4 protein-coding genes and 1 pseudogene are annotated in these 5,220 nt (G+C 62.5%); 4 read left to right on the top strand and 1 reads right to left on the bottom strand.

All coding sequences use genetic code 11. From position 1 onward, the window contains the following. Positions 1 to 863, bottom strand: an 863-nt coding sequence (locus WB528_RS11640; RefSeq protein ID WP_423888562.1) for an acyl-CoA dehydrogenase family protein, incomplete at its 3' end; no start/stop codon positions are given. A 213-nt stretch (positions 864 to 1,076) separates the two neighbouring features. Between WB528_RS11640 and WB528_RS11645 the strand changes: the two genes are divergently transcribed. The 4 genes and pseudogenes from WB528_RS11645 to WB528_RS11660 form a co-directional block, all read left to right on the top strand. Beyond that, positions 1,077 to 2,351, top strand: a complete 1,275-nt coding sequence (locus WB528_RS11645) for a cytochrome P450 (protein WP_423888563.1) — start codon at positions 1,077 to 1,079, stop codon at positions 2,349 to 2,351. 101 nt (positions 2,352 to 2,452) lie between these two features. After that, positions 2,453 to 3,619 carry an acyl-CoA dehydrogenase family protein gene (locus WB528_RS11650; RefSeq protein ID WP_423888564.1) on the top strand — a complete coding sequence of 389 codons (1,167 nt, stop codon included), beginning with the start codon at positions 2,453 to 2,455 and terminating at the stop codon, positions 3,617 to 3,619. 232 nt (positions 3,620 to 3,851) lie between these two features. After that, a complete protein-coding gene (locus WB528_RS11655) occupies positions 3,852 to 4,982 on the top strand; it encodes a CaiB/BaiF CoA transferase family protein (RefSeq protein WP_423888565.1) in 1,131 nt (376 codons plus the stop codon). Next, positions 4,979 to 5,220 (top strand): annotated as a pseudogene (locus tag WB528_RS11660) (FAS1-like dehydratase domain-containing protein); the annotation flags it as partial. The gene WB528_RS11655 and the pseudogene WB528_RS11660, both read left to right, overlap by 4 nt.

Genomic DNA, 5,220 nt, shown 5'->3' on the forward strand with positions numbered 1-5,220 from the left:
ATCTGGAATTCGCCGATCGCCTGGCCGAACTGCTTCCTTTCGTGAACATACGGAATCACCGCGTCCATGCACGCCTGCATGATCCCGAGCGGTCCCGCCGCCAGCACCGCGCGTTCGTAGTCGAGCCCCGACATCAAGACGTTGACGCCGCGGCCGACCTGACCGAGCACGTTTTCTTCCGGTACCTCGCAATTGTCGAACACGAGTTCGGCGGTGTCGGATCCGCGCATGCCGAGCTTGTCGAGCTTCTGCGCGGTGGAAAATCCCTTCATGCCCTTTTCAATGATGAACGCGGTGATGCCCCGCGGGCCGGCGGCCGGATCGGTCTTGGCATAGACCACCAGCGTCTCGGCGACGGGGCCGTTGGTGATCCACATCTTGGAGCCGTTGAGGACATAGCGATCGCCCTTCTTCTCCGCACGCGTCATCATCGACACCACGTCGGAGCCGGAGCCGGGCTCGGACATCGCCAGCGCCCCGACATGTTCGCCGGAAACCAGTTTGGGCAGATATTTCTGCTTCTGCGCGTCGTTGCCGTTGCGCCGGAGCTGGTTGACGCAGAGATTGGAATGCGCGCCGTAAGACAATCCGACCGCGGCCGACGCCCGCGAGATCTCTTCCATCGCGACGCAATGTTCGAGATACCCTAAGCCCGAGCCGCCATATTCCTCCTCGACGGTAATACCGTGCAGACCAAGCGCGCCGAGCTTGGGCCAGAGGTCCATCGGAAATTGATTCGTCTTGTCGATTTCGGCGGCGCGCGGCGCAATCTCATTGTTTGAGAAATCGTGAACCGTCTCGCGCAGCGCATCCGCGGTTTCGCCGAGGTCGAAATTGAACATCCGATAGGCGTTGGGGATCATGGCGGCAGGCTCCGGCAAATTCCTGGTTGGCCCAATGCCTTAATCCCTGGGCCTGACCTTGTCACGGGCGACGGAGGTCGGTAGCGCTGGCATGCCATGGCACTTCGATGCCGAATCCGTCAAAACTCTCTCTTGCCCTGATGCGTGCAAGGGGATGTAATTTGATCCAAAATCACCACCCTCCGGCAACGGAGTGGTCAGGGAAGAGCGACCATGAACATCCAGACACCCCCAGGGATCAACCGGCAAGAGCTTCTGCGCGCCGCGCGCGAGGCTGCCTATTCGATGCCGCTGGAGGACTTTCATCCCGGCGCGCCGCAATTGTTCCGCAACGATACCCTGTGGCCATATTTCGAGCGGCTGCGCAAGGAAGCGCCGGTGCATTACTGCACCAAATCGCCGATCGAGCCCTATTGGTCGGTCACCAAATACAACGACATCATGCACGTCGACACCAATCACGGCATCTTCTCCTCCGACGTGTCGCTTGGCGGTATCTCGATCCGGGACGTTCCACCCGGCTATGACTGGCCGAGCTTCATCGCGATGGACCAGCCGCGGCATTCGGCGCAGCGCAAGACCGTGCAGCCGATGTTCACGCCGACGCATCTGGACGAACTTGCGATCCTGATCCGCGAGCGCACCGGGCGGGTGCTGGATTCGCTGCCGCGCAACGAGACCTTCAATTTCGTCGATCTGGTCTCGATCGAATTGACCACGCAGATGCTGGCGACGCTGTTCGATTTCCCGTTCGAGGAGCGGCGCAAGCTGACCCGCTGGTCGGATGTTTCGACCGCGCTGCCGAAGGGCGGCGTCGTCGAATCCGCGGAACAGCGCCGCGCCGAGATGGACGAATGCGCGGCCTATTTCGCCAAGCTCTGGAACGAACGCGTCAACGCCGAGCCGCGCAACGACCTGATCTCGATGATGGCGCACAACGAAGCCACCCGCTACATGGACCCCGACAATCTGATGGGGAACATCATCCTGCTGATCGTCGGCGGCAACGACACCACCCGCAACACCATGAGCGGATCGGTGCTCGCGCTGAACGAACATCCGGACCAGTACAAGAAGCTCCGCGAGAATCCCGCGTTGATCGACACCATGGTGCCGGAGGTCATTCGCTGGCAGACGCCGCTCGCCCATATGCGGCGCACCGCGCTGGTCGATACCGAGCTTGGCGGCAAGACCATCCGCAAGGGCGACCGTGTCGTGATGTGGTATGTCTCCGGCAATCGCGACGAGGAAGTGATCGAACGGCCCAACGAATTCATCATCGACCGCGCGCGTCCGAAAATCCATCTGTCGTTCGGCTTCGGCATTCATCGCTGCGTCGGCATGCGGCTTGCCGAATTGCAGTTGAAGATCGTCTGGCAGGAAATCCTGAAGCGGTTCGAGCGGATCGAGGTGGTCGGCGAACCGAAGCGGGTTTATTCCAGCTTTGTGCGCGGCATCGAGTCCTTGCCGGTGCGCATACCTGCGTAGATCGTGCGGTAAGCGGGAACTATCCCCTTGAACGCGCCTCAGGACCCGCCTATCCCGGGAGGCCGCATCCGCGCACCGATTGACCTGCAAGCCGAGACAAAATGACCGCCCACGATCAGGACGAACACGCCGATATCCGCGACGCCGTCGCCAAGCTCTGCGCGCAATTCCCCGGCGAATACTGGCGCAAGCTCGACCGCGAAATGGCCTATCCGAAGGCCTTTGTCGATGCGCTCACCGAGTCCGGCTATCTCGCGGTGCTGATCCCGGAGGAGTATGGCGGCGCGGGCCTGAAATTGTCGGCCGCAACCGCGATCCTGGAGGAGATTCACCGCGCCGGCTGCAATGCCGGCGCCTGCCACGCCCAGATGTACACCATGGGCACGCTGCTGCGGCACGGCAGCGAGGCGCAGAAGGGCAAATGGCTGCCGAAGATCGCGAGCGGCGAACTGCGATTGCAGGCGTTTGGTGTGACGGAGCCCACCAGCGGCACCGATACCTCCTCGCTGAAAACCTTCGCGCGCCGCGAAGGCAATGACGGCTATATCGTCAACGGCCAGAAGATCTGGACCAGCCGCGCCGAATATTCCGACCTGATGATCCTGCTCGCGCGCACCACGGCGAAGGAACAGGCCAAGAAGCGCACCGACGGGCTTTCGGTCTTCATCGTCGACATGCGAGAGGCCAAGAAGGCCGGGCTCTCGATCCGCCCGATCCGCACCATGATGAACCACTCCACGACGGAAGTGTTCTTCACCGACATGAAGGTGCCGGCCGAAAACCTGATCGGCGAGGAAGGCAAGGGCTTTCGCTACATCCTTTCCGGCATGAATACCGAGCGCATCCTGATAGCGGCAGAATGCATCGGCGACGCCAAATGGTTCATCGAGAAGGCGTCGACTTACGCCAAGGAGCGGGCGGTGTTCGGCCGCCCGATCGGCCAGAATCAGGGCATCCAGTTTCCGATCGCCAAAGCCTATGCGGCGATGCGCGCGGCCGAACTGATGGTGAAGGAAGCCACACGCAAATACGAGGCGGGACTTGATTGCGGCGCGGAAGCCAACATGGCCAAGATGCTGGCGGCGGATGCCTCCTGGGAAGCGGCCAACGCCTGCGTGCAGACCTACGGCGGCTTCGGCTTCGCGGAAGAATACGATGTCGAGCGCAAATTCCGCGAGACGCGGCTCTATCAGGTGGCGCCGATCTCGACCAATCTGGTGTTGTCCTACATCGCCGAGCATGTGCTCGGCATGCCGCGCTCCTATTGAGACGAGGCGTGGAACGGTAACAAATGACAAGACGATTTTCGGCGATATACCCGTCGCAGCCATCCTTCGAGACGCCCGCCGGCGGCGGGCTCCTCAGGATGAGGACTTTCTACGCGGCAAGCCCTAAGACCCTCATGGTGAGGAGCGCCGCACTTGCGACGCGTCTCGAACCATGAGGCCAGAAGCGGAAGCGGCTTTGACGAGATGACTATGCAATCTATGAGATATTGCCATGTTGCCGCTTGAAGGAATAACCGTCATCGCCGTCGAACAGGCCGTCGCCGCGCCGTTCTGCTCGTCGCGGCTGGCCGATGCCGGCGCCCATGTCATCAAGGTGGAGCGTCCCGAGGGCGATTTCGCCCGCGGCTATGACGCCGCCGCCAAGGGGCAGAGCAGCTATTTCGTCTGGCTCAACCGCGGCAAGGATTCCGAGGTCGTCGACCTCGCGACAAAGGAAGGCCGCAGCCAGCTGGAGCGGCTGATCGCAGGCGCCGACGTGCTGTTGCAGAATCTAAAACCCGGCTCGATGGACAAGCTCGGCTTTTCGATTGAGCGACTGAAGAAGGACTATCCGTCGCTGATCACATGCACCATCACGGGCTATGGCGATGAAGGGCCTTACGCACACCGCAAGGCCTACGATCTCCTGATCCAGGCCGAGAGTGGCCTCGCCTCGATCACCGGCGGACCGGAGGGCCCTTCGCGTGTCGGACTGTCGATCGTCGATATCGCCACCGGCGCCACGGCCCATGCTGCGATCCTGGAGGCACTGATCGCACGCTCGCGCACCGGCAAGGGCGCCGATATCCGCATCTCGATGTTCGACGTGATGGCCGACTGGCTCGCCGTGCCGCTGATCAATTCGGAAGCCGGCCAGCCTCCGAAGCGCATCGGCCTCGCCCATCCCTCGATCGCGCCTTACGGCGTGTTCCGCTCCAAGGACGGCAAGGACATCCTGATCTCGATCCAGAGCGAGCGGGAATGGAAAAAACTCTGCACTGAGGTGCTCGGCCAGCCCGACCTGCCGAACGACCCGCGCTTTTCCAACATGGTCGAACGCGTCAAAAATCGCCCGCTGACCGACGGCATTGTCGGCAACAGCTTTGCTTCCATGACGCGCGACGAGTTGTTGCAGCGGCTGTCGGACGCCGACATTGCCTTTGCCGAGGTCAACACCATGGCCGATCTCGCCCAACACCCGCATCTGCGGCGCATCGAGGTGACGACGCCCAATGGCGTGGTGAGCTATCCGGCGCCGGCCGCGATCGTCGTCGGCGAGCCGCGCCAGTACGGCGCGGTGCCTGCGATCGGCGAGCGCCCGGCCTCGATCCCAAAACCCTCTGCACGGACCAAAGCCTCATGAGCGAAAAACCCGACCTCGATCATTTGCGGCAATGGATCGGCCGTAGCACCGAAGCGTCCGACATCGTCACCGCGCAACTGGTGAAGGCTTTGCGCGCCACGCTGTTTCTTCCCGTTGGCGAGCCCAGGACCGGCGATGCCGCGCCCTTCACCGTGCACTGGTGCCTGGCGCCGGCGGTGGTTGCGGCCTCGGAGCTTGGCCCGGACGGCCACCCGGCGCGCGGCGGCTTCCTGCCGCC

It is taken from the genome of Bradyrhizobium sp., assembly GCF_049586575.1.
Lineage (GTDB): Bacteria > Pseudomonadota > Alphaproteobacteria > Rhizobiales > Xanthobacteraceae > Bradyrhizobium.